The sequence below is a fragment of the Streptomyces sp. NPDC058576 genome (assembly GCF_042718715.1).
Classification (GTDB): Bacteria; Actinomycetota; Actinomycetes; order Streptomycetales; family Streptomycetaceae; genus Streptomyces.
Genome location: NZ_JBHXPF010000044.1, coordinates 16260 through 41131, shown reverse-complemented (window position 1 = coordinate 41131; position 24872 = coordinate 16260). Strand labels below are relative to the sequence as shown.

24 protein-coding genes and 1 riboswitch are annotated in these 24872 nt (G+C 72.5%); of the genes, 6 read left to right on the top strand and 18 right to left on the bottom strand.

Features of this window, described 5'->3' with window-relative positions:
- Position 1: 1 nt before the first annotated feature.
- The 4 genes from ACFWRV_RS26395 to ACFWRV_RS26380 form a co-directional block, all read right to left on the bottom strand.
- A complete protein-coding gene (locus ACFWRV_RS26395; protein ID WP_384338224.1) occupies positions 2 to 997 on the bottom strand; it encodes a 2-hydroxyacid dehydrogenase in 996 nt (331 codons plus the stop codon).
- An 84-nt stretch (positions 998 to 1081) separates the two neighbouring features.
- A complete protein-coding gene (locus tag ACFWRV_RS26390; RefSeq protein ID WP_384338223.1) occupies positions 1082 to 1786 on the bottom strand; it encodes a response regulator in 705 nt (234 codons plus the stop codon).
- The gene (macS, locus tag ACFWRV_RS26385) at positions 1783 to 3036 is read right to left on the bottom strand and encodes a MacS family sensor histidine kinase (RefSeq protein ID WP_384338222.1); all 1254 of its coding nucleotides are present in this window, start codon (positions 3034 to 3036) and stop codon (positions 1783 to 1785) included. The genes ACFWRV_RS26390 and macS overlap by 4 nt, the downstream gene beginning before the upstream one ends.
- Before the next feature lie 33 nt (positions 3037 to 3069).
- Positions 3070 to 3840, bottom strand: a complete 771-nt coding sequence (locus ACFWRV_RS26380) for a lysophospholipid acyltransferase family protein (protein ID WP_384338221.1) — start codon at positions 3838 to 3840, stop codon at positions 3070 to 3072.
- A gap of 223 nt (positions 3841 to 4063) precedes the next feature.
- On the opposite strand from ACFWRV_RS26380, the gene ACFWRV_RS26375 reads away from it, so the two are divergent.
- The gene (locus ACFWRV_RS26375) at positions 4064 to 4843 is read left to right on the top strand and encodes an alpha/beta hydrolase (protein ID WP_384338220.1); all 780 of its coding nucleotides are present in this window, start codon (positions 4064 to 4066) and stop codon (positions 4841 to 4843) included.
- On the top strand, positions 4836 to 5531 hold the full coding sequence (locus ACFWRV_RS26370; RefSeq protein ID WP_384338219.1) for a hypothetical protein: 696 nt from the start codon (positions 4836 to 4838) through the stop codon (positions 5529 to 5531). Before ACFWRV_RS26375 ends, ACFWRV_RS26370 begins: the two co-directional genes overlap by 8 nt.
- A gap of 1 nt (position 5532) precedes the next feature.
- Here ACFWRV_RS26370 and ACFWRV_RS26365 read toward each other — a convergent pair whose 3' ends face one another.
- The 6 genes from ACFWRV_RS26365 to ACFWRV_RS26340 form a co-directional block, all read right to left on the bottom strand.
- Entirely contained in the window at positions 5533 to 6288 is a 756-nt protein-coding gene (locus ACFWRV_RS26365; RefSeq protein WP_384338218.1) for an endonuclease/exonuclease/phosphatase family protein, read from the bottom strand.
- Positions 6289 to 6368: 80 nt separating this feature from the next.
- Positions 6369 to 7310: an ROK family glucokinase gene (locus ACFWRV_RS26360; RefSeq protein ID WP_384338217.1), complete on the bottom strand. Its 942-nt coding sequence runs from the start codon at positions 7308 to 7310 to the stop codon at positions 6369 to 6371.
- A gap of 74 nt (positions 7311 to 7384) precedes the next feature.
- The gene (locus ACFWRV_RS26355; RefSeq protein ID WP_384338216.1) at positions 7385 to 7852 is read right to left on the bottom strand and encodes a DUF5304 domain-containing protein; all 468 of its coding nucleotides are present in this window, start codon (positions 7850 to 7852) and stop codon (positions 7385 to 7387) included.
- Between the two features lie 82 nt (positions 7853 to 7934).
- Positions 7935 to 9125, bottom strand: coding sequence for an ArsA-related P-loop ATPase (locus ACFWRV_RS26350; protein WP_384338215.1), 1191 nt, complete (start codon positions 9123 to 9125; stop codon positions 7935 to 7937).
- 5 nt (positions 9126 to 9130) lie between these two features.
- Positions 9131 to 9580, bottom strand: coding sequence for an SRPBCC family protein (locus tag ACFWRV_RS26345; RefSeq protein ID WP_383263753.1), 450 nt, complete (start codon positions 9578 to 9580; stop codon positions 9131 to 9133).
- A gap of 109 nt (positions 9581 to 9689) precedes the next feature.
- Positions 9690 to 10496 (bottom strand): metallophosphoesterase, encoded by an 807-nt coding sequence (locus ACFWRV_RS26340; RefSeq protein WP_384338214.1) that lies wholly within the window; start codon positions 10494 to 10496, stop codon positions 9690 to 9692.
- Between the two features lie 278 nt (positions 10497 to 10774).
- Here ACFWRV_RS26340 and ACFWRV_RS26335 point away from each other — a divergent pair, with 278 nt between their 5' ends.
- A complete protein-coding gene (locus tag ACFWRV_RS26335) occupies positions 10775 to 12571 on the top strand; it encodes an AMP-dependent synthetase/ligase (RefSeq protein ID WP_384338213.1) in 1797 nt (598 codons plus the stop codon).
- A 61-nt stretch (positions 12572 to 12632) separates the two neighbouring features.
- Here ACFWRV_RS26335 and ACFWRV_RS26330 read toward each other — a convergent pair whose 3' ends face one another.
- Positions 12633 to 13775: a glycosyltransferase family 4 protein gene (locus tag ACFWRV_RS26330; protein WP_384338212.1), complete on the bottom strand. Its 1143-nt coding sequence runs from the start codon at positions 13773 to 13775 to the stop codon at positions 12633 to 12635.
- 111 nt (positions 13776 to 13886) lie between these two features.
- On the opposite strand from ACFWRV_RS26330, the gene ACFWRV_RS26325 reads away from it, so the two are divergent.
- Positions 13887 to 15134 (top strand): glycosyltransferase 87 family protein, encoded by a 1248-nt coding sequence (locus ACFWRV_RS26325; RefSeq protein ID WP_384338211.1) that lies wholly within the window; start codon positions 13887 to 13889, stop codon positions 15132 to 15134.
- Here the strand turns inward: ACFWRV_RS26325 and ACFWRV_RS26320 are convergent.
- The 5 genes from ACFWRV_RS26320 to ACFWRV_RS26300 form a co-directional block, all read right to left on the bottom strand.
- Entirely contained in the window at positions 15110 to 16366 is a 1257-nt protein-coding gene (locus ACFWRV_RS26320; protein WP_384338210.1) for a hypothetical protein, read from the bottom strand. The genes ACFWRV_RS26325 and ACFWRV_RS26320 overlap by 25 nt on opposite strands.
- A 16-nt stretch (positions 16367 to 16382) precedes the next feature.
- Entirely contained in the window at positions 16383 to 17411 is a 1029-nt protein-coding gene (locus ACFWRV_RS26315) for an NlpC/P60 family protein (RefSeq protein WP_384338209.1), read from the bottom strand.
- Positions 17412 to 17674: 263 nt separating this feature from the next.
- Positions 17675 to 18700, bottom strand: a complete 1026-nt coding sequence (locus ACFWRV_RS26310; RefSeq protein ID WP_384338208.1) for an NlpC/P60 family protein — start codon at positions 18698 to 18700, stop codon at positions 17675 to 17677.
- Between the two features lie 292 nt (positions 18701 to 18992).
- On the bottom strand, positions 18993 to 20354 hold the full coding sequence (locus ACFWRV_RS26305) for an NYN domain-containing protein (protein WP_384338207.1): 1362 nt from the start codon (positions 20352 to 20354) through the stop codon (positions 18993 to 18995).
- A 39-nt stretch (positions 20355 to 20393) separates the two neighbouring features.
- Entirely contained in the window at positions 20394 to 20636 is a 243-nt protein-coding gene (locus ACFWRV_RS26300) for a hypothetical protein (protein ID WP_384338206.1), read from the bottom strand.
- A 194-nt stretch (positions 20637 to 20830) separates the two neighbouring features.
- Here ACFWRV_RS26300 and ACFWRV_RS26295 point away from each other — a divergent pair, with 194 nt between their 5' ends.
- A complete protein-coding gene (locus ACFWRV_RS26295; protein ID WP_384338205.1) occupies positions 20831 to 21586 on the top strand; it encodes a rhomboid family intramembrane serine protease in 756 nt (251 codons plus the stop codon).
- A complete protein-coding gene (locus tag ACFWRV_RS26290) occupies positions 21583 to 21864 on the top strand; it encodes an Lrp/AsnC family transcriptional regulator (RefSeq protein ID WP_007451244.1) in 282 nt (93 codons plus the stop codon). The genes ACFWRV_RS26295 and ACFWRV_RS26290 overlap by 4 nt, the downstream gene beginning before the upstream one ends.
- Before the next feature lie 73 nt (positions 21865 to 21937).
- On the opposite strand, the gene ACFWRV_RS26285 is transcribed toward ACFWRV_RS26290, so the two are convergent.
- Together ACFWRV_RS26285 and trpD are read right to left on the bottom strand one after the other, a co-directional pair.
- Positions 21938 to 23317 carry an aminotransferase class V-fold PLP-dependent enzyme gene (locus ACFWRV_RS26285; RefSeq protein WP_384338204.1) on the bottom strand — a complete coding sequence of 460 codons (1380 nt, stop codon included), beginning with the start codon at positions 23315 to 23317 and terminating at the stop codon, positions 21938 to 21940.
- A gap of 207 nt (positions 23318 to 23524) precedes the next feature.
- Positions 23525 to 23642: riboswitch (SAM riboswitch) on the bottom strand.
- 106 nt (positions 23643 to 23748) lie between these two features.
- Entirely contained in the window at positions 23749 to 24813 is a 1065-nt protein-coding gene (gene trpD, locus ACFWRV_RS26280; RefSeq protein ID WP_384338203.1) for an anthranilate phosphoribosyltransferase, read from the bottom strand.
- Positions 24814 to 24872: the final 59 nt, after the last annotated feature.

The window sequence follows — 24872 nt, the reverse complement described above, 5'->3', positions numbered from 1 at the left end:
CTCAGGTCCTCGGCACGAGAACGTTCTCACTTGTGCGGCGGGCCAGGTAGTCGGTGACGTTCTTGACGGTCGCGTCGACGATCTGGCCCACCGCGTCCTCGGTGTAGTACGCCTGGTGGGAGGTGACGACGACGTTGGGGAAGGTCACCAGCCGGGCGAGGGTGTCGTCGTCGATGCCCTCCAGGGACTTGTCGAGGAAGAACAGCCCGGCCTCCGCCTCGTACACGTCGAGTCCGACGCCGAGGAAGCGGCCCGCGCGCAGTTCGGTGACCAGGGCGGCGGTGTCGATGAGGCCGCCGCGGCTGGAGTTGACGAGGATCGCGTCGTCCTTCATCGCCTTGAGGGCCGCCTCGTCGATGATGTGCTGGGTGCTGGGCAGCAGCGGCACGTGCAGGCTGATCAGGTCGGCCTCGGTGAACAGCCGCTCCTTCGGCACGTACTCCATGCCCAGCTCGACGCAGGCCGGGTTCTCCACGACGTCCCAGCCGAGCAGTTTCATGCCGAAGCCATGGGCGATCCGGGTGAACGCCTCGCCGATCTTGCCGGTGCCGAGTACGCCGACGGTCCGGCCGCGCATGTCCCGGCCGAGCAGCCCGTCGAGGCGGAAGTCGAAGTCCCGGGTGCGGCTCGCGGCGCGGATGATGCGCCGGTTGACGGCCATGGCGAGGGTCCAGGCGAATTCGGCGACCGAGTACGGCGAGTAGTACGAGACCCGGGCGACGCGCAGGGCGAGGCGCTCGGCGACCTCCAGATCGATGTTGTTGAACCCGGTGGAGCGCTGGGCGATCATCTGCGTGCCGCCGGCGGCGAGCGTCTGGAGCACCTGGGCGCTCAGGTCGGCGTTGACACTTGTGGAGATGATCTCGTGGCCCGCCGCGATGGGGGCGGTGTCCCGGTTGAGGAAGACGTCCAGGCAGCGGACCTCGTGCAGTCCCTCGAAGGCCTTCTCGATCAGGGGCTTCTCGTCGGACTGCACACCGAAGGCCAGGATTTCCACGGGTTCTCCCGAGCTGTGTCTGGGGACGGGACAGGGCAGGGCCGGTCAGCGCGAATATACGGCCACGGCCCCGCCCTCGCCGGGTCAGACGTCGTCGAGGCCGCGCTCGATGGCGTACCGCACGAGCTCCACCCGGTTGTGCAGCTGAAGCTTGCCGAGGGTGTTCTGCACGTGGTTCTGGACCGTGCGGTGGGAGATGACCAGCCGTTCGGCGATCTGCTTGTACGAGAGTCCCTTGGCGACCAGCCGCAGTACCTCGGTCTCCCGGTCGGTGAGCTGCGGGGCCTTGGGCTCGTTCGACGCCACGGGGGCGGGGTCGGAGGCGAGCCGGCGGTACTCGCCGAGGACCAGGCCCGCCAGGCCCGGGGTGAAGACCGGGTCGCCGGCCGCGGTGGAGCAGACGGCGTCGGTCAGCTCCTGGGTGGAGGCGGACTTCAGCAGATAGCCGGTGGCCCCGGACTTCACCGCCTCCAGGACGTCCGCGTGCTCGCCGCTCGCGGAGAGGACCAGGACCCGCAGGCCCGGGTGGGAGCCGACGAGCTCCTTGCAGACCTGGACGCCGGGCATGCCGGGGAGGTTCAGGTCGAGGACCAGGACGTCCGGGCCCACCGCCTTGGCCCGGCGGACCGCCTGCGGGCCGTCCCCGGCGGTCGCGACGACGTCGAAGCCGGACTCGGTCAGGTCGCGGGCGACCGCGTTGCGCCACATGGGATGGTCGTCGACGACCATGACCTTGATGGGCCGGGCCGCGGCCCCCTGCTCGTCCTGTGGTGCGTTCTGCGTACTCATCGGGCCGATCCTGCCTTCCCCCGGGAAACCTTCGGTGCTCTGGGAACCTTCAACTCGACCTCGCAGCCCTGTCCGGGCACCGAGATCAGCTCTGCCGTGCCGCCCAGCTCGCGCAGCCGGCCGCGGATGGAGAGCGCCACCCCGAGCCGCCCCTCCCCCTCCGCCTGGGCGAGCCGCCCCTCGGGGATGCCGGGGCCGTCGTCCCGGACGGTGACGATCACCTCGGCCGGCTCGTCCTCGACCAGGATCCACGCCTGGGCGTCCGGGCCCGCGTGCACCCGGACGTTGTCCAGGGCGGCGCTGACGGCGGCGGCCAGCTCCCGGGCCGAGGCGGCGGGGAGCAGGACCGGGGCGCCGGGCTCGGCGAGGCTCGTACGGGATCCGGCGTGCGGGGCGAGCAGGGCGCGCAGGTCCACGGCGGCCCCGTCGCCGGGGCCGTCCTCCTCGTCGACCTCGACCGTGCGGACCACGGCGCCCTCGGCGGCGTCCTCGGAGACGCGGGTGGGGGGCACCAGGCCGCTGGAGACCAGAGTGCGCAGGGCGACCTCCTGCTCCCCGGCCATCCGGCCCAGGTCGGCCGCCTCGCCGCCGATGGCGGTGCCGCGGCGCTGGACCATGGCGAGGACCTGGAGCACGCTGTCGTGGATGTCGCGGGCGAGCCTCTCGCGTTCGCGGGTGGTGGCCTCGATCTCCAGGGCGCGGGCCAGGGTCCGTTCACTGGCGCGGGCGACCTCGACGACGTATCCGATGGCGATGGAGGCGACCCAGACCAGCAGGACGTTGTGGAAGGTGTCCCGGCTGGGGTCGCCGCGCTGGATGATGTTGGCGGCGGCGACGAAGGTGGAGGCGAAGGCCGCCCACCGCCAGCCGCCCTTGATGGCGAAGGCGAGGACCGCTCCGGCCGTCCAGATCGACGGCAGCGTGGGGCCGTCGAACGACTGCGAGTCGACGTCGGCGAGCGGGGTGAGCAGGATGCCGGTCAGCGCGACGACCAGGTCCGCCCCGAGGAAGCGTTTGGTGCAGCTCGCCGCCGAGCGGACCTTGGGCAGGGTGGCGAGCGTCCAGACGCAGAGGAACGCCAGATAGGCGACGGCGACCCAGGGCCGCTCGAACCTCTCCCGGCCGAAGTTGTCCTTCCCGAAGATCGCGAGCAGCACCGCGTAGATCATCGTCAGGACGCGGTAGCCCGTCAGCGCACGCCACAGCGGCAGCTCGACCGACATCCGTACGACCCGCTCACGCTTGGCCATGGCCCCCCACCCCCCGGACGGTGAACGACGCGGTTACGCGCCGGACCGTTCCGTTCCGTTCTCCTCGCGGGCGGCCGCCTGCTTCCGCTCCCGCTTGGCCTCCTCCGCCCGGGCCTTCGCCTCGTCGGCGAGCCGGCGCTTGGCGGCGGTGGCGTAGACGTCCACGTACTCCTGGCCGGAGAGCTTCATGATCTCGTACATGACCTCGTCGGTCACCGAGCGCAGGATGAAGCGGTCGCCGTCCATGCCCTGGTAGCGGCTGAAGTCCAGCGGCTCGCCGATCCGGATGCCGGGGCGCATGAGCTTGGGCATCACCTGGCCGGGCGGCTGGATCTTCTCGGTGTCGATCATGGCGACCGGGATCACGGGCGCTCCGGTGGCGAGCGCGACCCGGGCGAGACCGCCGGGCTTGCCCCGGTAGAGACGGCCGTCGGGCGAGCGGGTGCCTTCGGGGTAGATGCCGAAGAGGCCGCCGCTCTCGACGACCTGGATGCCCGCCTTGATCGCCGCCTCGCCGGCCCCGCGGGCTCCGGAGCGGTCGACGGGGAGCTGGCCGACGCCCTTGAAGAAGGCGGCGGTGAGCTTGCCCTTCACCCCGGGTGCGGTGAAGTACTCGGCCTTGGCGATGAACGTGACCTTGCGGTCCAGCACGGCGGGGAGGAAGAACGAGTCGGAGAACGACAGGTGGTTGCTCGCGAGGATCGCCGGACCGCGCTCGGGGATGTTCTCCAGGCCCTCCACCCACGGCCGGAAGGCGAGCTTCAGGGACCCGCCGATGGAGAACTTCATTGCGCCGTAGATCAACTCTGGTGCCTCCTGTGTGCTGTCGGTAGACCTTAGCCTGTGGGGTCGTCGCGGCCTCCGCCCGGCATCGGGGACCCGGCTCCCCGGCCGGGCCGTGCGGGGCGTTCCGTGGGGGCGTGACGGCCCTGGTCGGTGTCGGTCCGGTCGCGTACGGTGAAGTCATCCGTCAAGCACTCCCCCAGGTGCGCCCGCCCCCGCCCCGTCCCACGAACAGGAGACCCTGGTGCCGGTCCTCCCTGGAGCCGAGCCGTTCCGCCACGAGGGCGGAGAGGTCGGCGTCCTCCTCTGTCATGGCTTCACCGGATCACCGCAGTCGCTGCGCCCCTGGGCGGACTACCTCGCCGAGCGCGGACTGACGGTCTCGCTGCCGCTGCTGCCGGGCCACGGCACCCGCTGGGAGGACATGGCGGTCACCGGCTGGCAGGACTGGTACGCGGAGGTGGACCGCGAGCTGCGGCTGCTGCGGGAGAAGTGCGAGCGGGTCTTCGTCTTCGGGCTCTCCATGGGCGGTGCGCTGAGCCTGCGGCTCGCGGCCAAGCACGGGGACGCGATCAGCGGTCTGGTGCTGGTCAACCCGGCCAACAAGGTGCACGGCCTCTCCGCGTACGCGCTGCCGGTCGCCCGCCATCTGGTGCGGACGACGAAGGGCGTGGCCGACGACATCGCGCTGCCGGGCTCGCACGAGGTGGGCTACACCAAGGTGCCGCTGCACGCCGCGCACTCGGTGCGCAGGTTCTTCCGGCTGGTCGACGGGGACCTGCCCCAGGTGACCCAGCCGGTGGTGCTGCTGCACAGCCCGCAGGACCATGTCGTGCCGCCCGCCGACAGCGCGCGGATCCTGAGCCGGATCTCCTCCACGGATGTTTCCGAGATCCTCCTGGAACAGAGCTACCACGTGGCGACGTTGGACCATGATGCGGAGCGGATCTTCGATGAGAGCTACCGGTTCATCGGCCGTCTCGCACCGAACGTCGGGATGAAGGGGAGCACGTCCGGTGGCTGAGCACGACGCGGAACGCACAGGCAGCGACGAGGAGCGCGAGCCGCGCCCCACCGAGCCCGCGGCCGTCCCGGAGGGGACGAAGCCGGCGGGGGACGAAGGGGCGGAGCAGGAGCGGGCGATCGACGAGGACGCGGCGTGGGCCGCGATCGTCTCGGGGTACGGGGAGGAGCCGCCGGATCCGCCGGGCGCCAAGCCGTTCAAGGCCATCGAGGATCTGGCCCTGCTGGAGGACGACCAGCGCAATGTGGTGGGTCCGCAGGACGGCTCCGCCGGGGACCCCGCGGACAAGGGGTCCGGCAAGACGCCCCCGAAGCCGCCGGAGAAGAAGCCGCTGGGCAGCTCGGTGGTGTTCGCGCCCGGCGTCGCGGGTCCGCGCGACTACGAGCTGCCCGAGTCCAAGGACGACGGCATCGACGAGCCGGACGACGGGGACGAGGGCCACTTCGTGCCCCCGGAGCCGCCGCCGCTGCCGGAGGCCGACGTCACGGCGAAGTTCGCCTGGCTCGCGGTGATCGGCGGGCCGGTGCTGATGCTGATCGCGGTGCTGCTCCAGTGGGAGCTGACGTGGTGGCTCACCACCGTCTGCGTCGGCGGCTTCCTCGGCGGCTTCGCCACCCTGGTGGCCCGGATGCCGCACGACGACGATGACGACACCTACGGCGACCCGGGGCGCGGCGCGGTCGTGTAGGTCACCCGCCGGCAGGCACTCTGAGGGCGGCCAGGACCGGCAGATGGTCCGTGGCCGCCCTCAGGTCGTCCTCGCTCACCCCGGGCAGCCCGGTCGGCACCCCGCAGCCGAGGACCTCGATGCCCGGGGTCGCGAAGACGGCGTCGATGCGCTTACGGGGGTCGGCGGGCGGGAAGGTCAGCTCACCGCCCCACGGGGCCACGGCCCGGCAGTCCTGGAGCGGCCCGGCCAGGTGCCGGAACGCCTTCCCGGTCGGTACGTCGTTGAGGTCGCCGCCCGCCACGGCGTGCTCCACGCCCATCGAGGCCAGCCGCTCCAGCAGCAGCTCGGCCTGGGCGAGGCGTTCGTCGCGCTGGAGGCTCAGATGGCAGCTCAGCACCCCGAGCCGGGCCCCGGCGATCCGGACCACGGCGGTGGCGAAGCCCCTGCGGTGCAGGCCGGGGGTGAGCGGCAGGAGGACGTCCTCGGTGCGCTCGACGCTCGCCCGCAGCGAGCACAGCAGCAGGGGCCCGGCCGCGGTGGCTCCGCCGCTCAGCACCACCAGGTCGCTGCTCCTGGCGAGCCGGGCCGCGGCCTTGCGCCAGCGGAAGAAGCGCGGGGCCTCCTGGACGAGCACCAGATCGGGCGCGCAGGCGTGGATGACCCGGGCCAGGGCCGCGGTGTCGTCGTGCAGGGAGCGGACGTTGTAGCTCAGCACCCGGATCACGGCTGAACCGTCCGGCTCGGTACGGGAGTCGGGCAGAGGCGTCAGGACCATGCGGGCCACGATACGACGGACGCCCGCCGCTGCCCCGGAGGGCGGCGACGGGCGACCGATGGCGTCGTACGGAAGGGGCCTCAGCCCTGGCGGGCGAGGTCGGCCGCGCCCACCAGCCCTGCCTTGCCGCCGAGTTGGGCGGCGAGCACCTGGGCGTGCGGGCGCCATTCGCCGCCGATCAGCCAGCGCCGGAACGACTTGCGGATCGGGTCGAGGACGAGCTCGCCCTCGTCCGAGACGCCGCCGCCGACGATGAACGCGGACGGGTCGAACAGCGAGGCGAGGTCGGCCAGTCCGGCGCCGGCCCAGCGGGCCAGCTCACGGAACGAGTCGATGGCCACCGCGTCGCCCTGGCGGGCGGCCGCGCTGATGTGCTTGCCCTCGATGCCGTCCACCGAGCCGTCGCCGAGGCCGAGCAGGACGGCGGCGTTCTCGGGGGTGGCGTTGGCGCGCTGCTTCGCGTACCGGACGAGCGCGCGGCCGGAGGCGTACTGCTCCCAGCAGCCCTGGCTGCCGCAGCCGCACAGCAGACCGTCCGGGACGACCCGGATGTGGCCGAACTCGGCGGCCACGCCGAAGCGTCCGCGGCGCAGCTTGTTGCCGATGATGATGCCGCCGCCGAGGCCGGTGCCGAGCGTGATGCAGATGACGTCGTCGTGGCCCTGGCCGGCCCCGAAGCGATATTCGCCCCAGGCCGCGGCGTTGGCGTCGTTCTCGACGACGACGGGCAGGCCGACGCGCTGCTCGACCTTGTCCTTGAGCGGCTCGTGACGCCAGTCGATGTTCGGTGCGAACAGGACGGTGGCGCGCTTGTCGTCGACGTAACCGGCGGCGCCGATGCCGACGGCCTCCACGTCGTGACCCTCGCTCGCCCCGGCGACCGCCGCGCAGATCGCGTCGACGATGCCCTCGGCCGTCGGCGGGGTCGCCACCTTGAACGTCGAGAGGATCCGGCCCTCTTCGTCGACCACTCCAGCCGCGATCTTCGTGCCGCCGATATCGACGCCGATGGTGAGTCCCATGAATCCCTCAGTTTCGGTCGAGCCCCGCTAGGGCAACCGTACCCGAGGCCGCGCCCTGCACCGGCCGGAGCCGGTCAGTCCAGGTCGATGCGCTCGGTGCCGGAGGGGCCTTCGTCCCGGGGGTCGGACGGGTCGTCGGCGGCCTTCTTCGAGGGGCCCGTGCCCGACGCGCCCTCGGTGGTGCGGGTCCAGCGGCTCTCCTGGCCCTCGACCGCGGAGCGGTAGGCGGCCAGCAGCTCGTTGCCCGCGGCGGCGAGGTGGTCGAAGAGCTGCGGGTTGCGTTCGATGACCGGTTCGACGGCGGACTTCGCCTGCCGGATGGCCTGCTGGACCGCGCCCTGGGCGGCGACGCCGAGCAGCGGGGTCTGGAGCGAGGAGACCTTGTCGGCGACGGCGTCGACCAGCTTGCGCAGTTCCTCGGCGGCGGATCCGGGCTGCGGGCCGTACTCGGCCCGGCGGCGGGCCTTCTCGGCCGCGAGGTCCTCGGCGCAGGCGTCGGCCCACGCGTCGCCGTCGACGGGACGATCGGTGGCTTCACTCATGGCGGACTCCTGCGACGCGGGCGGCCGACGGTCGGCCTGCCGTTCACGTACTACCGACGTTACCCGAACGGCCGCACGCCGTTCAGGAGGTGCGCGGCCACAGCTCCGGGTCCGGCGTGAACCTCACCCGCAGCACCCCGTCGGTCAGGGCCGCGCCGGAGACGGTGCAGCGGCGCAGCGCGGAGGCGATCCGCGCGATCCGGTGAAAGGGGCCGACGGTCAGGAGCAGTTCGTCGCCCCGGCGGACCAGGCGCAGGTCCTCCTTGGCGGCCCCCGGCAGCGGCAGGCACCAGGTGAGGGTCGTGGCCGCGGCGGACTCGGCGTCCGTCTCCTCCTCGGTCCACCAGGGGTCGCCGGCCCGGCCGGGCGTCCGGTCGTCGGGGGCGGGGATCTCCAGCGCGGCCAGGTCGCCCACACCCTCGGGATCGCGGCCCAGGTGGGCGGCCTCGTGCACGGGAACGTCCCCGGCCACGTCCTGGTGCCAGTGGTCCAGGCACTTCTCCTGCTGGGCGGCGAGCGCGGCGAACCAGGGGTCCGGGGAGTGCCGGGGCAGTACCCGGGAGGCGACCAGCAGGTCGGCGCTCAGCCCGTACAGGGCGAGGCCGGTCCGGGCGGTGCGCAGGGCGTCCTCGGCGGCCGGGCCCGGCTCCGCGACCAGCCGGAGCGTGGTGGCCTCGTCCTCGATCAGGGCCTGGACGGCGGCCAGCTCCTCGTCCTTGCGGGCGGCGGCCTCGTACAGCCACTGCGCGGGCATCGGGACCCCGGCGAGCTGGGCGAGGACGGGGCGCAGGGCGCGGGCGGCCTGGCGTTCGGCGGGGAGCAGCCGGCGCAGATAGCGGCGGAGCTGTTCCGGCAGGGCGAGCAGGGCGAGGGCCTCGGTCAGCGGCGGGAGGTCGACGACGAGGGTGTCGTAGCCGGACCAGTCGCCCTCGGCGGCGCGGCGCAGGGTGTGCAGCAGCGCGAGCTGCGGTGAGCCGGGGAGTTCGGTGAGCTCCTCGCCCTCCAGCCGGCCCGCGCCGAGCAGGTCCAGGACGCCGGAGGCACGGTTCTGGAGCTCGGTGAGTTCGGCGCGGAAGTGCTCGCCGGAGTCGATGCGGGCGTGGTCGAGGCGGTCGGTGACCCGGGTGGGTTCCGTGGCTGCCGGGAAGCCGGGTATGGCCTCGGCGGAGATCAGCAGGGTGCGGCTGCCGTGTGCGGCGGCGGCCAGTGCGGTGGCCGCCGCGACGGTGGTACGGCCCGCGCCGCCGGGACCGGTGACCAGGACCGTACGCACGGGTCTCAGGCCCCCGGGGCGGACTCGACGCGCTTCTTCAGACCGGCGAGGGCGCGGTCGATGATGACCTTCTCGGCCTTGCGCTTGATCATGCCGAGCAGCGGGATCTTGACGTCGACGGCGAGCCGGTAGGTGACCTCGGTGCGCTCGCCGCCGCCGATCGGGGCCAGTGCGTAGGTGCCGTCCAGCGAGCGCAGCATCTGGGACTTGACGAGGCTCCAGCTGACTTCTCGCTCGCCGGTCCAGGTGTAGGCGAGGACGTGGTCGTCCTTGATCGCTCCGGCGTCCAGGACGAGGCGGACCTGCTCGGCGCGGCCCTGGTCGTCGGTGGAGAGGACCTCGGCCTCCTTGACCTCGCCGGTCCACTCCGGGTAGCGGGCGAAGTCGGCGATCACGCCCATGACGTCGGCCGGCGCCGCCTCGATCGTGATGCTCGAGCTGGTGTGTTCAGCCATCGCCGTGGCCCTCCAGTGCGGTGTAACCGGTCCCGTTCGGCAGAGGCCTGCCGCTGTGCAGGCTATCGCGTGCCCGGGGCCCTCCGGTCCACCGCCCGGCCGCCCGCGTTCACCAGCTCAGCGCCCACGGCGTGCCGGTCGAGGCGAAGTGGCCGACGTTGACGCACTCGGTGGTACCGATCCGCATCCGGCGGACCAACGGCTGGTGAACATGGCCGAAAAGCGCGTACCGGGGGCGGGTGGTGCGGATCGCCTCCAGCAGGGCGGTGCTGCCGCGTTCGAAGCGGCGGGCGACGGTGTCGTAGGTCAGCTCGGGGACCTCGGGCGGGATGTGCGAGCAGAGGACGTCGACCTCGCCGAGCGCCTCGACCTTGGCGGCGTACTCCTCGTCGCTGATCTCGTACGGGGTGTTCATCGGGGTCCTGAGGCCGCCGCCGACGAAGCCGAAGACCCGGCCGCCGATCTCGACGCGTTCGGCGTCGAGCACGGTGGTGCCGGGGCGGGCGTACTCGGGCCAGAGGTCGGGGACGTCGACGTTGCCGTAGGTCGCGTACGTCGGAGTGGGGAAGGCGGCGAAGAGTTCGGCGTACTGCCGGCGCACCGCGCCGAGGATCTCGGTGTTGCGGTCGCGGCCGGCCCACAGCTCGCGGCCGAAGGCGCGGGCCTCGTCGTAGCGGCGGGCGGTGCGCAGGGCGACGATGCGGTCGGCGTTCTCCTTGCCGAACAGCTGGGGGAAGATGCCGCGCGAGTGGTCGGCGTAGTCGAGGAAGAGCACCAGGTCACCGAGGCAGATCAGGGCGTCGGCGCCGTCCCCCGCGCGGGCCAGGGCCTCGGTGTTGCCGTGCACGTCACTGACCACATGGATCCGGGTCCGCCCGGTGGCCGGGTCCCCGCTGTCCGGTTCGCTGCCTCGCATGCGATCACCCTAGAGTGCGCCTTCCGTCCCTGGTAGACCGTCCGGACCTGCGGTTACTTCCACGTCGGGACGGCAGTGGACTACTGTGCGCGAAAGGGCCATTTATATGTGTGATGCATAAGACATCTGGCCGGAACCCCCTATCCGGAACCGAGTACCGGTGGGTAACGTCCGGGCAGTCCAGTCGTGCTCACCCCACTGAGCACCCGCCAATCTTGGACCGCAGCCGGTGCGTCACACAGAGCCGTGGCACCGGAGCCCGATGAGGAGCAGCAGTCTTGCGCGAGTTCAGCCTTCCGGCCCTGTACGAGGTCCCGACGGACGGCAACCTGACGGATCTCATCCGCCGCAATGCCGCTCAGCATCCCGAAGTCGCGGTGATGAGCCGCAAGGTGGCCGGCGTCTGGACTGACGTCAGTGCCACGCAGTTCCTGGCCGAGGTCAGAGCCGCCGCCAAAGGGCTGATCGCCTCGGGCGTCCAGCCCGGCGACCGGGTCGCCCTGATGTCGCGCACCCGCTTCGAGTGGGTGCTGCTGGACTTCGCGATCTGGAGCGCCGGCGGTGTGACCGTGCCGGTGTACGAGACCAGCTCCGCCGAGCAGGTGCAGTGGATCCTCGGTGACTCCGGGGCGGTGGCGGTGCTCGTGGAGAGCGCGGCGCACGCCGACTCCGTGGCCTCCGTACGGGAGGAGCTGCCGGAGCTGGCGCACGTCTGGCAGATCGACGCGGGTGCGGTCGAGGCGCTGGTCAAGGCCGGGGCCGAGGTCTCGGACGAGACCATGGACCTGCGCACGCGCAGCGCCAAGGCCGACGATCCGGCGACGATCGTCTACACCTCGGGCACCACGGGCCGCCCCAAGGGCTGTGTGCTCACCCACCGCAGCTTCTTCGCGGAGTGCGGCAACGTGGTGGAGCGGCTGAAGCCGCTGTTCCGCACGGGCGAGTGCTCGGTGCTGCTGTTCCTGCCCGCCGCGCACGTCTTCGGCCGGCTGGTCGAGGTGGCCTCGGTGATGGCCCCGATCAAGCTCGGCTGCGTCCCCGACATCAAGAACCTCACCGACGAACTGGCCTCGTTCCGGCCGACGCTGATCCTGGGCGTGCCCCGGGTCTTCGAGAAGGTCTACAACGCGGCCCGCGCGAAAGCGCAGGCGGACGGCAAGGGCAAGATCTTCGACCGGGCCGCCGACACGGCGATCGCCTACAGCCGGGCGCTGAGCACCCCGCAGGGGCCGGCGCTGGGACTGAGGCTCAGGCACAAGCTGTTCGACAAGCTGGTCTTCGGCAAGCTCCGCGCCGTCCTCGGCGGCCGCGGCGAGTACGCGATCTCCGGCGGGGCCCCGCTCGGTGAGCGGCTCGGCCACTTCTACCGGGGCATCGGTTTCACGGTCCTGGAGGGCTACGGCCTGACCGAGACGTGTGCGGCCACCGCGTTCAACCCGTGGGACCGGCCGAAGATCGGCACGGTCGGCCAGCCGCTGCCCGGCTCCGTGGTGCGGATCGCGGACGACGGCGAGGTGCTGCTGCACGGCGAACATCTGTTCACCGGGTACTGGAAGAACGAGTCGGCCTCGGCCGAGGCGCTGGCCGACGGCTGGTTCCACACCGGTGACATCGGGACGCTCGACGAGGACGGCTACCTCGCGATCACCGGCCGCAAGAAGGAGATCATCGTGACGGCGGGCGGCAAGAACGTCGCCCCGGCCGTCATCGAGGACCGCATCCGGGCGCACGCCCTGGTCGCCGAGTGCATGGTGGTCGGCGACGGCCGCCCGTTCGTCGGCGCGCTGGTCACCCTGGACGAGGAGTTCCTGGGCCGCTGGGCCGAGGAGCACGGCAAGCCGGTCGGCTCGACGGCCCTGTCGCTGCGGGAGGACGCGGAGCTGCTGGCCGAGGTGCAGCGGGCGGTGGACGACGGCAACGCGGCGGTCTCCAAGGCCGAGTCGGTGCGCAAGTTCCGTATCCTGCCCGCCCAGTTCACCGAGGAGGCGGGCCACATCACGCCGTCGCTGAAGCTGAAGCGGAACGTGGTGGCGAAGGACTTCGCGGACGAGGTGGAGTCGATCTACCGCGCCTGAGCGGTGTGACGCGTACGAAGGGGCCCGCACCCGACCGTCAGGTGCGGGCCCCTTCGCGCGTTCACAACAAGGTCCTGAGCTTCTCCGCCAGCAGGTCCCAGCGCCACTTCTCCTCGACCCAGGCCCGGCCCCGCTCCCCCATCCGCTGCCGGAGCTCCGGGTCCCCGAGCAGCGTCACGATCCGGTCGGCCGACTCCTCGGCGCTGCCGCCGCGCACCACCCACCCGGTCTCGCCGTCCAGCACCGCGTCCGGGGCGCCGCCCGAGTCGCCGGCCACCACGGGCAGCCCGGTCGCGGAGGCCTCCAGGTAGACGATCCCGAGGCCCTCCACGTCGAGCCCCCGCCGCCGGGTCCGGCAGGGCATCGCGAAGACGTCCCCGGCCCCGTAGTGCGCGGGCAGCTCCGCCCAGGGCACCGGGCCGGTGAAGCGCACCGAGTCCTGCACCCCGGTCTCCGCCGCGAGCCGCTCCAGGTCCTCGGCGTACGGTCCGCCGCCCACGATCAGCAGGACCGCGTCCGGGAACTGCGCGAGGATCGCGGGCATGGCCAGGATCAGCGTGTCCTGGCCCTTGCGCGGCACCAGCCGCGAGACGCAGACGACGACCGGGCGGCCGGAGAGCCCGAGGCGGGCCCGGACCCGGTCTCCGCCGGACGCCGGGTGGAAGGTCTTCTCGTCGACGCCGGGCGGCAGTTGCACCATGCGGCCCGCCGCGTCCGGAGTGAGGGCCCCGGCGATCCGGGAGCGGGTGTACTCACCGAGATAGGTGATCGTGTCCGTGCCCTCCCCGATCCGCCGCAGCAGCTGCCGGGAGGCGGGCAGTTGCGCCCAGCCGGCCTCGTGCCCGTGGGTGGTGGCGACGAGCCGCCGGGCGCCCGCGCGGCGCAGCGCCGGGGCCATCAGCCCGAGCGGGGCGGCGGCGCCGAACCAGACGGAGGTGCAGCCGTGCTCGCGCAGCAGCTCGGTGGCCCGGCGGGTGACCCGCGGGGTCGGCAGCAGCATCGTCGTCCGGTCACGGATCACGGGGAAGGGCTGTTCCGCGTCGAAGGCGGCGGTGGCCGCCGCGCCCTCCTCGCCGCGCTTCCAGGTGGAGGCGTAGACGACGACCCGGTCGGGATCCAGGCGGAGCGCCATGTTGTGCAGGAACGCCTGGATGCCACCGGGGCGGGGCGGGAAGTCGTTGGTCACGATCAAGGTCTTGTCCATCGCCGCCGACAGTACCGAACGGCCGCGCTTCACCGCTCCCGCTCTCCCCCGGCGGCATCATGAGCCGCCTGGAACCCGGCCGGATACGAGCGACGATTGGGACGGACGGCGATGACGGGACGAACACCCACCGGGGCGGGGCCGTGGCCGTACGCGGTGTGGGCGCTGACCCGGGCCTGGCTGCTGGCCTGCGTGTTCAAAGTGGTCACGGTGCCCGGCCCGGACGTCACGGTGGACGTGTCGGCGATCTACCGGTCCTGGTACGAGGTCCTGCTGACCGGCACGTTCCCGCTGGACGACGTCACCTGGCAGTACCCGCCCGGGGCGGCCCTGGCGATCCTCTCCCCGGCCCTGCTGCCGTTCTGGGAGTACGCGACCGCGTTCTTCGTGCTGGTGCTGGTCTGCGACGCGTTGGTGCTGGGGCTGCTGCTGTACGCGGGGCGGCGGCCCGGCACAAGGACGGCGGGTGCGTGGGTGTGGGTCGTGGGGGTGCCGCTGCTGGGGCCGACGGTCTACGCCCGCTACGACCTGATGGTGACGGCGGTCGCGGTGGCGGCGCTGCTGGCGGGCGTGCGCAGGCCCCGGGCGCTGGGGGCGCTGGCCGCGTTCGGGGCGCTGCTGAAGGGGTGGCCGGCGCTGCTGCTGGTGGGGGTGCGCAAGGGCCGTCCGACGCGGGCGGCCTGGGCCTCGGCGGCGCTGAGCGCGGCGGGGCTCGCGGCGGCGTTCGCGCTGTGGATGCCGGGGGCGTTCGGCTTTCTGGCCTTCCAGCGGGACCGGGGCACCGAGATCGAGTCGCTGGGGGCGCTGGTCTTCCACCTGGCGCGGCGGTTCGGCTGGGAGGGGCGGGTGGAGCTGCGCTACGGCTCGGTGGAGTTCGTCGGACCGCAGGTGGAGCTGGTGTCGGCGCTGGCGCTGGGGCTCGCGGCCCTGGCGCTGGGCTGGCTGCTGCTGTGGCGGCTGCGGGCCCGCCGGTTCGCGGCGCGTACCCCGGCCGAGGCGGCGTTCACGGCGGTGCTGCTGTTCACGGTCACCAGCCGGGTGATCAGCCCGCAGTACGTGGTGTGGCTGGTCGGACTGGCCGCTGTGTGCCTGGTGTTCCGGGGCGCGGCGATGACTCTGCCCGCGGTCCTGGTGCTGGTGGCGGCGGGGGTGACGCTGCTGGAGTTCCCGATCGGCTTCGGCCATGTGGTGGCGAGCGACGCGTGGGGCGTGACGCTCCTGTTCGTACGGAACGGGCTGCTGGTGGCGGCCTCGCTGATCGCGGCACGGCGGCTGTGGCGGTCGACGGTGCCGGGGAGACCGGGCGGCGAGGCCGCGGTGAGCGCGGTCGGGGGTCAGCCGAGCCGGGTGGCGAGGTAGTCGCGCCAGTCGGCGGTGAACTGCTCGGGGGTGGTGTCGAGCACGGCCTTCAGGGCCTGCTCCACCGCTCCCTCGCGCCCGTCGTGCGCTCCGACGGCCTCGTAGAAGGCGATCAGCTTCTCCTTGCCCCACCGCTCCGCGATCAGCTCGCAGGCCAGCCAGCCGCCTTCGTACGCCCCCGCGAGCTTCGCCGGGTCGCCGTCGAAGCCGAAGTCCGGGTCGGCGGGGAGTTCGGCCGGGGTCCTGCCGCTGCGGACGGCCTCGGCCAGCTCGGGGGCGACGGTGTCGGCGGCGCGGTCCTCGCCCCGGTAGGCGGTCCAGTCGGCGAAGCCCTCGGAGAGCCAGACCGGGGTGGCCGTGGAGGTGCTGGTCCGGGTGGCGACATGGGTCGTCTCATGGGTCAGGACGATCCGCTGCCCGAAGCTGCCCAGGGTGGCGTACGCCTGCGGGTTGACGATCACCCGGTCGGCGAGGGCCGGGCTCTTCCCGGTGCCGCCGACCTCGCCGGTGGTGACGGCGGCGATGCCCCGGTAGCTGGCTTCCGGCGAGCCCAGCAGGCCCGCCATCGACTCGACGGAGTCCGGGACGAGGACCACCACCCGCTGGTTCCAGGGGCGCGGCCAGGCGTCCGAGACGGCCGGGACGGCGAGGTCCACGGTGTCGGCGATCCGGCGCAGCTCCTCCTCGCCCCGTCCGACGCCCAGGACGATGCTGTGAGCGCCCTCGACGACCTCCACGTCCCCCTGCTGCCACAACTGCCCCGAGGCACCCTTGGCGGGCCGGTCCTCGGTGATGTACCAGCGCTCGCCGTCGCGCATCAGCTCCAGGACGCGGCGGGTGGCGACCGGGGCGGTGTCGTACCCGTCGATCCGGTAGCGCAGCTCCACCTCGGCGGTGGCCCACTGCCCGTCCTGCTCGGTGATGCCCTTGACGTCGTACGTCCAGGACTTCAGCGGCACGTCGGCGAGCCGGTCCAGCTCGGTGCGCTGGGCGGCCCGCAGCTTCGCGGCGTCCGGGGCGAGGCCGTCGAGGTAGCCCACCGGGTCGTGGGCGAGGACGGCCGCCGCGCGGCGCTCCAGGGTGGCGTCGAGGGCGCGGGTGGTGAGGAAGGTGTCCGGGGCGACGGGAGCCGCGCAGGCGGACGCGGTCAGGAGCGCGGCGAGCAGCAGGCCCGCCGCACGCCGCCGTCCCCGGGGGCCTCCCCCACGCGCGTCACGTCCTCGTCCGGCCACCCTGCCGATCGTACGGTCAGATCCGGGTGACCGAGGAGACGGGCATCATGCCGACCGGATCGTAGCGGACCGGTGCGCCCGGATACGGGGCGTGGATGACCTGGCCGTTGCCGACGTACATGCCGATGTGGCTGGCGTCCGCCCGGTAGGCGACCAGGTCGCCGGGGCGCGCCTGGGAGAGGGGCACCGTGCGGCCCGCGTGGCGCTGGGCCTGGGAGGTGCGGGGCAGGCTCACCCCGGCCTGGGCGTAGGCCCACTGCATCAGGCCGGAACAGTCGAATCCGGAGGGCCCGTTGGCCCCCCAGACGTAGGGTCTCCCGAGCGCCTGGTGGGCGGCGGCCACGGCGGACATCGCGCGGCCCGAGCCGGGGGCGACGCCGGAGAGGTCGGGCAGTCCTTCGCGGCCGGAGCGGGAGGCCCGGTCGAAGGAGGCGCGTTCCTCGGGCGGCAGCGAGTCCAGCAGCCGGCGGGCCTCGCGGAGCTTGGACTCGACAGCGCGTTTGTGACGGGTGACGGCCGCCCGGTTGCGTTCCAGGTCGGTCAGGGCACGGGTGGTCTCGGCGCGGGTCTGGGCCAGCTTGCGCTGGGCGTGCCGCAGCTTGTCCAGGGTCATCGCCTGGCGGGCGCCGGCCCGGTCGAGGGCGGCGGCCTGCTCCAGATAGGTGTCCGGGTCTGCGGAGAGCAGCAGGGCGACCGCCGGGTCGATGGAGCCGGTGCGGTACTGGGCGCCCGCCATCGCGCCGAGCGCGTTGCGCATGTCGTTGACGCGCTCCTGGCCCCGGGCCGTGGCGTCCTGGGCGCGGTCGGCCTCGCCGCGCAGCCGGTCCACCCGCTCACCGGCCTCGTTGTATCGCTCGGTGGCCCGCTCGGCCTGCTCGTAGAGGCGGTCGACGGCGGCCTTGGCGCTCTCCCGGGTGTCCTTCGGGTCGGCGCTCGCCGGGGCCCCGGTCAGGGTGGCGGCCGCGGTGGCGGCGGCCGCCGAGATGACCGTGACCCGGACGCCTCTGTTGAAGCCGGACTGTGTGGAACGGCGATGGGACACCACAGGTAGCCGCACTCCCTTCCGCTGACGCGGTGGTGCGCAGCCCCTGCCGCCCGGGGCGGGCGGACGGAGTCCGGGAGCTGCACAGCAGCCAGACAGTAATCGGACGACTACGCGCCGGCCAAAGACCGCGCCGGTGACGGAAAGGGGGCCGAACGCCGCCGCCCCGCCGGTGACCTTGGTCTCCGGCGGGGCGGGGCGTCAGCGTGGTGCGCGGCGATTCCCTCGTTCGGGCGTGCCGTGGCGTGCCGTACGGCGCTCCACGGTCAGATGCGGACGCCGAACTGGAAGGTGCCCATGTAGTCCATCGACTCGTAGCGGACGACGGTGCCCGGCTTCGGGGCGTGCAGGATCTGGTTGTTGCCGGCGTAGAAGCCGACGTGCGACAGGCCGTTGAAGAAGACCAGGTCGCCCGGCTTGAGCTGGCTGCGGCCGATCCGCTGGCCGTCGTTCTGCTGGGTGTACGTGGTCCGGGTGATGGAGACGCCGGCCTGGGCGAAGGCCCACTGCGTCAGCCCGGAGCAGTCGTAGGAGTTGGGGCCGGAGCCGCCGGAGACGTACGGCTTGCCGATCTGGGTGGCGGCGGCGCTCAGGGCGGCTGCTCCACGGCCGGACGCGGGGGCCTCGTTGCCGAGTTCGACCCGGTCGCTGGCGGCGCGGCTGGCGCGCTGCTCGTCCTGCTGCATCTTGGCCCGCTCGGCCTGCGTCAGCGTGTTGAGGAGCTGCTGGGCGTCGGCCAGCTTGCCCTGGTACTTCTTCTTGTTCTCGCCGAGCGCCTTGCGGACGTCGGCGAGGTCGCCGAGCTTGTCCTGGGCTTCCTTGCGCTGCTGGGCGAGAGTGCGCTGCTTGGACTGGATCTTCTGCAGCGACTCCGTCTGCTTGACCGTCAGCTGGTCGAGCGCGGAGGCCTGGTCCAGGAAGCTGTCCGGGTCCGAGGCGAGGAAGAGGGCGACCGAGGGGTCGATGCCGCCGGAGCGGTACTGCGCGGTGGCGATCGAACCCAGCTCGGTGCGGAGCGTGTTGAGCTCGGCCTGGCCGCGGGCGACCTTGTCCTGGAGCGCGTCGACTTCCTTCTTCAGGTTGTCCTGCTGCTCCTTGGCCCCGTTGTACTTCTCGGTGGCCGCCTCGGCCTCGTGGTAGAGCTTGTCGACCTTCGCCTTGACTTCGTTCTTGCTCGGCTTGGGGTCGGCGTGGGCGGCCTGGGAGGTCAGGGCCACGGCCGCGGCGGCGGTCGCGGTGAGCACGGTCACGCGGGTGCGGCTCGGCTGCTTGGGACGACGGTGGGACGCCACGAAGGCGAGCTCCTTCTTCCTCAGAGCCGCCTACCGGGCTGTGGGGGAAAGAATCCCCGGCTCCGTACACATGACGGACTCGGCGGTTCCTTCGCCGTCACCCCGAGTGGGTGATCAACCGTGCGAAGGTTCGAGGCCTGACCCTAGTGACCATCTTGTGATCAGTTCAAATCCTCACAGGATTTTTCTCGTCACACCAGGCACTTCTTTGCTCTCACCCCACCGCGTGTAGCGGCGACTTGACGGTACGTTCCCAGAAATCCGGCATGACACACATGCCGCCCATATCCCGCTAGACGCGCGAAAGGCGCTTGAGGAGCAAGACGGACGCGACCGGCCGCGCACCGGCCTTGGCCACGCCGTCCGCCACCTCGCGGTCGGTGGAGACGACCACGACGGGCCGCCCCGGCGGTTCCGCGCGGGCCAGTTGACGGATCAGCTCGTCCGCGGTGACCCCGGGCTTGCTGAACAGCACCCGCACCCCCCGCGGCGGCGCCAGCAGCACCGGGGCGGCCAGCTCGGCGCCGTCGAATACACAGGTCATCTCGGCGCCGGTCTGCGCCGCGAGCACCGAGAGGCCGCCCAGCAGCCGCAACCGCTGCTTCTCCAGCGGCATCTGGGGATAGCCGGTCTTGGTGACGTTGTAGCCGTCCACGATGAGGTGGGCCTGCGGCAGCGCCAGCAGTTGGTCCAGCAGCGCCGGGTCCGTCTCCGAAAGAGCCCGGGCGGCAATGTCCTTGGGCGACATCCGGCCCGGTTCCACCGCGTCCACCGTGTCGGCGGGATGCGTCGTCGCCGGGGGGAGCGCCAGCTCCCGCCGCAGCCCCGATGCGGCGTCCAGCACGGTGTCCAGGAGCAGTCGCAGCCGCATGTCCTCCACCGAGCGGCCCTCGCGGGCGGCCCGCCGGCTCGCCTCCAGGGCCGCCTCGGCCTCCCCCAGCCGCCCCTTGAGCCGGCGCGACTCGCTCTCCACGGCGGAGAGCTGGGCGGCCGACTCGGCCCGCACGGTGTCGGCGTCGGCGGCGCTGCGGCGCAGGGCGGCCTCGCCGCGCTTCACCTCGCTGAGCGCGCTGCGCAGCTTGCGGTGCAGCGACTCGGCCTCCTTGCGGGCCGTCTCCAGCTCGGCGCGCAGCCGCTCGGTGTCGGTGCGGGTGTGGGCGCGGGCCCGCTCCAGCTCCTCGCGCAGGTGCTCCAGTTCGCGCCGGGTCTCCTCGTCCGCCCGTTCCGCGTCGGCCCGCTGGACCTCCTCGCCGGCCGCCTCGACCAGCTTGACCCAGCCGACCGGGCGCAGCACATAGGCGGCCGCGGCCACATCCAGGGGATCGGCGGCGGCGGGCGGCGAGCCCGCCTCCAGCGCGCCGGTCAGTTCGGGCTGGGACTGGCCGAGCCGCTCACCGATCCGCTGCCGGAAGACGGCGTCGCTCTCCAGCGCGGCGGCCATCGCGTTCCCCGCGAACTTCGCCCGCCGGGTCGGGGTGAACCGGGCGTACTGCCGTAGCTGGGCGGGCAGTTCGGAGACGGTCAGTCCGCCGAAGGCGTCCGAGACCAGCGCGACCACCCGCCGTCGGACACCCTCGGGCAGCGGACGGCCGAGCGCCTCTGCGCCGCCGTCGGCCTCATCGGCCGGTCCGGCGCCGCTGGTCGGCTGATCCACCGTCCGTCACCCCATAGATATGTCGAAGGGTGCGCTCCCTCAGGAAGCGGCACCCGGCCTGTCCACCAGTTCGATCTGGTCCACCGCGTTGCACCAACGACAGCGGACCGACTCGATGGTCTCACTGACGACCTCCCGCTCCTCGACACTCGACTCACCGGCCAGGTCGAGGTGCACGTACTCCACGACCTTGGAGGAACGGGTCACGTCGAAGCGCGTGAGGTTGCCGCACAGGGTGCAGCGCCAGCGGGTCGATTCGGTCGGCAGGGGAACCGTCGTCATCGTTTGCGTCCTCTTTCGTCGTTTCCAGGAGCCCGCGCCGGGCGCGCCGCCGCGACTCCACCTGTCTACGTCAAGGATCTCGCGGTGCGCCGTCGAACTGCGGAAGTCCTGGCGTAACCCTACGGCCTCGCGTATAGGCATCGGCACGGCGAGGCGTTCCCTCCCGTTCTCCACCGTTACGTCATGCTCTGTACATGATCGAGTGGCGACAGGGCGACTGGCGGACCACGGCCGGGAGGATCCGGGACGCGGCGGCCTCCAGCGGCGCCCCGGTCACGTACGGACTGATCGCCGTCTGCGCGGTGACCTTCCTGATCAGCCCGCTCTCCGGGTTCGGCGGCGCCGCCCACCGGAGCGAGGAGGCGCTGCTCGCCGCGCAGAGTGCGTACTTCGAGCGGTGGGGGGTGATCCCCGCCGAGCTGTGGGAGGGCTCCGCACCTGCGCTGATCACGCCGTTCACCGCGCTGTTCGTGCACGGCAGCTGGCTGCACCTGCTGGGGAACCTGCTGTTCCTGTACGTGTTCGGCGCGATGGCCGAGGAGCGCATGGGGCGGGTGCGGTTCGCGCTGTTCTACCTGGGATGCGGCTATGTGGCGCTGGTCTGTTACGCGGCGGCGCACGCGGACTCCGAGCAGACGCTGGTCGGGGCGTCGGGGGCGATCTCCGCGGTGCTCGGCGGCTTCCTGTACCTCTTCCCGAAGGCACGGGTGACCAGCCTGTTCCCGTTCCTCTTCTTCCTGCCGCTGCGCTTCCCGGCCTGGATCGTGCTGGTCTTCTGGTTCGGGCTCCAGTGGGCGGCGGCCCAGGCCGCGGACGCCGGGCCGGGGGTGGCGTATCTGGCGCATGTGGCGGGGTTCGCGGCCGGGTTCCTGTACGCGTGGGTGCGCTATGGGCGGAGGGCTAGAGTGAAGGTTCCAGCCACGGCCACCGAGGGAGACAGCCAGCCGTGATCACCGCGATCGTGCTCATCAAGACCAGCGTGGACCGGATTCCGGAGATCGCCGAGGCCATCGCCGCGCTGGACAGCGTCAGCGAGGTCTTCTCCGTCACCGGCACCTACGACCTGATCGCCATGGTCCGGGTCGCCAAGCACGATGACCTCGCCGATGTCATCCCCGGCCGGATCAGCAAGATCCCTGGGGTCGAGGGGACCGACACCCATGTGGCGTTCCGTACGTACTCCCAGCACGACCTGGAAGCCGCGTTCGCCATCGGCCTCGACGCGTAGCCCCGGCATCCTTCGGCCGGGGACGGGCAGCGCGCCCGTCCCCGGCCGAGGTGTTTTCGTGACGCCGGCGTCCTCAGACCTGCGCGGCCTCGCCGCGGTCCGGGACGCAGCGGCCGTCCTCGGTGCGGTAGTTCCACTGGGCGCCCTCGCGGACCAGCTCGGAGACCGCCCGCAGGAACCGGTCGATGTGCTCGTCGGGCGTGCCGGCCCCGAAGCTGACGCGGATCGCGTTCAGGGACCGCTCGCCCGGCTCGGCCTCCGGCGCGCCGCACTCGCCCGGGTCCTGCGGGTCGCTGCCGAGCAGGGTGCGCACGAGCGGGTGGGCGCAGAAGAGTCCGTCGCGCACGCCGATGCCGTACTCGGCGGAGAGGGCGGCGGCGAAGTGCGAGCTGTTCCAGCCGCGCACCACGAAGGAGATGACGCCGACCCGGGGCGCGTCGTCGCCGAACAGCGAGAGCACCTGCACCTCGGGGACCTCGGCCAGCCCCGCACGGACCCGGGACACCAGCTCCTGCTCCCGGGCGACCAGGGAGTCGAAGCCCGCTTCGGTGAGGGCCTTGCAGGCGGAGGCGATGGAGTAGACCCCGATGACGTTGGGCGAACCGGCCTCGTGACGGGCGGCGGTGGTGTGCCAGTCGACGTCCACCCCGCCGTCGGCGCGCCGGGCCACCTTGCGGGACGCTCCGCCGCCGGCGAGGTACGGCTCGGCCGCCTGGAGCCAGTCGGCGCGGCCGGCCAGGACTCCCGAGCCGAAGGGCGCGTACAGCTTGTGGCCGGAGAACGCGACCCAGTCGACGTCCAGTTCGGCGATGTCCACCGGGTGGTGCGGGGCGAGCTGCGCGGCGTCCAGGACGATGCGCGCGCCGTGCGCGTGGGCGGCGGCGGCCAGTTCCCTCACCGGCCACAGCTCGCCGGTCACGTTGGACGCGCCGGTGACGCAGACGAGGGCGGGCCCGTAGGGGTCGCGGTCGGCGAGCGCGCGCTCCAGTGCCTCGACGGCCTGGCCCGGGGTGCGGGGCGCGTTGAGGTAGGTGACCTGGGCGTCGCGCCAGGGCAGCAGGGACGCGTGGTGCTCGGTCTCGTAGACGAAGACCTGGCAGTCGGCGGGGATCGCGGCGGCCAGCAGGTTGAGGGAGTCGGTCGTGGAGCGGGTGAAGACCACCTGGTCCTCCGCGCGGCAGCCGAGGAACTCCGCGACCGTGCGGCGGCTGTTCTCGAAGAGGTCGGTGGAGAGCTGCGAGAGGTAGCCGGCGCCGCGGTGGACGCTGCCGTAGTACGGGGCGTAGGCGGCGACGTCGTCCCAGACCCGCTGGAGGGCCGGGGCGCTGGCGGCGTAGTCGAGCGCGGCGTAGGTGACCTCACCGCCGGTGACGAGCGGAACGGTGACGTCCTGGCCCAGAACGGGCAGCGGGGCACAAACCGACGAGTCGAGGGCAGCGGTGGGGACAGACATGGCGAACTCCCGTAACAGGCAGGCGAAATCTGCGCGCCTGCGGTTACGCGGCGGCGCGGAGAAGGAAGGAAAGAAGGGTGCGCGGAAGAAGGGCGGTCAGCTCAGGGCGGGAAAAAGCCCTGGGACGTGCCCTAGCGCATTCGCTTGCTCACAGAAGGCTCCCTAGGGACCAGGACCCCGGGGGCTGGCATCCGCTGGATGCCGAGGGGCCCGCGCTTGCCGCAGACCTCGCTGCCTACGGCCTGGTCTTCACCCGGGGCACCCCGCCACGGACGGAGGGTTGCCGGACAGCGGGCCGGGGCCGTAGTCGCTGTCACTCATGACCTGCGCAGCATCTTGCCATACGTATGCACACGCGCAAGGGCGCAGTCCGGCATCCGGACCGCGCCCTGCGTCACACCGTGTGCTCCGGAGGTGTCTTCCCGTCGCGCTCAGGCGTTGCTGGCCGCCACCCAGCGCTCCAGCGCCCGCTTGGCGGCCCCCGAGTCGATGGCCTCGGCCGCGACGAGGATCTTCGCCGCGAGCTGTTCCGTCAGCGTGCCGGGGCCCGGGTCCAGGGCGACCAGGGCCGCCGCCGAATTGAGCAGCACCGCCTCCCGCACCGCGCCGCCCTCGCCGTCCAGCAGGCGGCGGGCCACATCGGCGTTGTACGAGGCGTCGGCGCCGCGCAGCGCCTCGACGGGGACGATGGGCAGCCCCACGTCGCGCGGGTCGAAGGGCTCCTCGCGGACCGCGCCGTCGCGGACCACCCAGACCCGGGAGGTGGCGGTGGTGGTCAGCTCGTCGAGCCCGTCGTCGCCCCGGAAGACCAGGGCGGAGTTGCCCCGGTCGGCGAGCACGCCCGCGACGATGGGCGCCATCCGGGCGTCGGCGACGCCGACCGCCTGGGCACGGACCTGGGCCGGGTTGGTGAGGGGGCCCAGGATGTTGAACGTGGTCTGCGCGCCGAGTTCCTTGCGGGCCTTGGCGGCGTACCGCAGGGCGGGGTGGAACTTCACGGCGAAGCAGAAGGTGATGCCCGCCTGCTCGGCGACCTCGACGACCCGCTGCGGGGTCAGCTCCAGGTTGACGCCGAGCTTCTCCAGCACGTCGGAGGAGCCGCTCGCGGAGGAGGCGGCCCGGTTGCCGTGCTTGACGACCTTGGCGCCGGTGCCGGCGATGACGATCGCGGACATGGTCGAGATGTTGACCGTCTTGGCGAGGTCGCCGCCGGTGCCGACGATGTCGACGGTCCGCCCCGGCACCTGGATGGTGTTGGCGTGGGCGTACATCGCGCGGACCAGGCCGGTGACCTCGTCGACGGTCTCCCCCTTGGCCCGCAGCGCGACGGCGAACCCGGCGATCTGCGCGTCGGTGGCCTCGCCGCTCATGATGCGGTCCATGGCCCAGGCGGTCTCCTCGGAGCTGAGGTTCTCGCCGCGCAGGAGGGGGTTCAGGAGGCCGGGCCAGGAACGGTCCGCCACGCTGTCGCCGCCGTTCGGGGTCACAACGTTCATGGTCCGCTCCAGGGTCCACAGCCGGTCAGGAAGATGGCCCCACCCTATCCAGCCGGGGG

Coding starts and splice junctions, on each gene's coding strand:
- ACFWRV_RS26390 (WP_384338223.1), bottom strand. CDS start 1,786: ATGAGTACGCAGAACGCACCACAGGACGAGCAGGGGGCCGCGGCCCGG.
- macS (WP_384338222.1), bottom strand. CDS start 3,036: ATGGCCAAGCGTGAGCGGGTCGTACGGATGTCGGTCGAGCTGCCGCTG.
- ACFWRV_RS26365 (WP_384338218.1), bottom strand. CDS start 6,288: ATGGTCCTGACGCCTCTGCCCGACTCCCGTACCGAGCCGGACGGTTCA.
- ACFWRV_RS26360 (WP_384338217.1), bottom strand. CDS start 7,310: ATGGGACTCACCATCGGCGTCGATATCGGCGGCACGAAGATCGCGGCT.
- ACFWRV_RS26355 (WP_384338216.1), bottom strand. CDS start 7,852: ATGAGTGAAGCCACCGATCGTCCCGTCGACGGCGACGCGTGGGCCGAC.
- ACFWRV_RS26345 (WP_383263753.1), bottom strand. CDS start 9,580: ATGGCTGAACACACCAGCTCGAGCATCACGATCGAGGCGGCGCCGGCC.
- ACFWRV_RS26340 (WP_384338214.1), bottom strand. CDS start 10,496: ATGCGAGGCAGCGAACCGGACAGCGGGGACCCGGCCACCGGGCGGACC.
- ACFWRV_RS26330 (WP_384338212.1), bottom strand. CDS start 13,775: ATGGACAAGACCTTGATCGTGACCAACGACTTCCCGCCCCGCCCCGGT.
- ACFWRV_RS26325 (WP_384338211.1), top strand. CDS start 13,887: ATGACGGGACGAACACCCACCGGGGCGGGGCCGTGGCCGTACGCGGTG.
- ACFWRV_RS26300 (WP_384338206.1), bottom strand. CDS start 20,636: ATGACGACGGTTCCCCTGCCGACCGAATCGACCCGCTGGCGCTGCACC.
- ACFWRV_RS26295 (WP_384338205.1), top strand. CDS start 20,831: ATGATCGAGTGGCGACAGGGCGACTGGCGGACCACGGCCGGGAGGATC.
- ACFWRV_RS26285 (WP_384338204.1), bottom strand. CDS start 23,317: ATGTCTGTCCCCACCGCTGCCCTCGACTCGTCGGTTTGTGCCCCGCTG.
- trpD (WP_384338203.1), bottom strand. CDS start 24,813: ATGAACGTTGTGACCCCGAACGGCGGCGACAGCGTGGCGGACCGTTCC.